This is a genomic window from Erythrobacter sp. MTPC3 (assembly GCF_042854385.1).
Taxonomy (GTDB): Bacteria; Pseudomonadota; Alphaproteobacteria; order Sphingomonadales; family Sphingomonadaceae; genus Erythrobacter.
In genome coordinates this window covers 1-1,341 of the sequence record NZ_BTGP01000032.1, presented here as the reverse complement: position 1 = coordinate 1,341, position 1,341 = coordinate 1, and the positions used below count along the sequence as shown (strand labels likewise).

The 1,341-nt window shown below is 63.5% G+C and carries 1 protein-coding gene; it reads left to right on the top strand.

Annotated elements, in window-relative coordinates; all coding sequences use genetic code 11:
* Positions 1–95 precede the first annotated feature (95 nt).
* Positions 96–1,127, top strand: a complete 1,032-nt coding sequence (locus ACGHU1_RS16835) for an IS110 family transposase (protein WP_390588871.1) — start codon at positions 96–98, stop codon at positions 1,125–1,127.
* The last annotated feature ends 214 nt before the right edge of the window (positions 1,128–1,341 follow it).

Here is a 1,341-nt window from a genome sequence, read left to right as displayed (position 1 = left end):
AAAGCAGATGGGGTGGATGGCTCCCGCTCCCGGCATCTAAGTGCCAAAGTGTGGACGCTATCGGAGCGTCCACGAGCAAAAAGGAGCCACCCATGATGGAGATTAGCACGATCGGCCTTGATCTGGCCAAGAGCATTTTTCAGGTTCACGCGGTTGATGCGTCCGGCGAGATCGTCGTTCGCAAGGCGCTGAGACGAGCGCAGGTGCGGACCTTCTTTGCCAAGCTTCCGCCGTGCCTGATCGGCATGGAAGCGTGCGGCACGTCGCACCATTGGGCGCGCGAGCTGGCGAAGCTCGGGCACAAGGTGAAGCTGATGCCGCCTGCTTACGTGAAGCCCTATGTGAAGCGCGGCAAGACCGATGCTGCCGATGCCGAAGCGATCTGCGAGGCGGTCATGCGACCGAGCATGCGGTTCGTGCCGGTGAAGTCGGCGGAGCAGCAGGCGGCGCTGGCATTGCACCGAACGCGCGATCTACTGGTCAAGCAGCGCACCCAGCTGGTGAACATGGTTCGCGGCTTGCTGGCCGAGTTCGGGATCGAGATGGCACGCGGTCTGCACCATGCTCTGAGATTGGCCGCACGGCTCTCGGCAGGCGACGCCCCAGAGGTGCCGACGCTTGCCCAGCGGGTCGTGAAGAGCCTGGCCGATCAGATTGGTGCACTGCAGGTCCAGTTGGCGGCTCTTGAGAAGGAACTGCTCGCTTGGCACCGATCGAACGAGCTGTCCCAGCGCCTGGCAACCATCCCGGGTGTCGGTGTAATCTCGGCGAGCGCGCTTGCCGCTTCAGTCGTCGAGCCCGAACGCTTCCGCTCAGGTCGGCAGTTCGCAGCATCGCTCGGGCTCACACCGCTTCAGAACTGTTCGGGCGGCAAGGAGCGGATGGGTCGGATCTCGCGCATGGGAGACCGTTATCTGCGCCGGCTGCTGGTAATCGGTATGACCTCGCTGATCCGCCGGGCAAGAGCGAGACCGGACTCGGTCGATCCACGCATCGCCGCTATGCTCGAACGCAAGCCGGCGCGCGTCGTCACGGTCGCTGCCGCGAACCGCACTGCGCGCGTGGCCTGGGCCATCATGACGCGTGGCGGAACCTATCAGGCACCCGCGCGGGCGGCTGCCACATGAACAGATAGAACGAAGGAGACAGACTTCACGAGGTTGCGAGGACGATGAGAGATGATGGCGCACCGGTCAGACCGGGAGCCGGGACACCCCGCTGAATGTCCAAGGCATCAAAGCCTGCAAAGCAGAGTGGGACCCAGCTCGCGGATACCATCATGGCCAGTGGTCAAATGTTCGACCGCACAAACAGGCCGGACAGAAGACTGCACCCGACCAA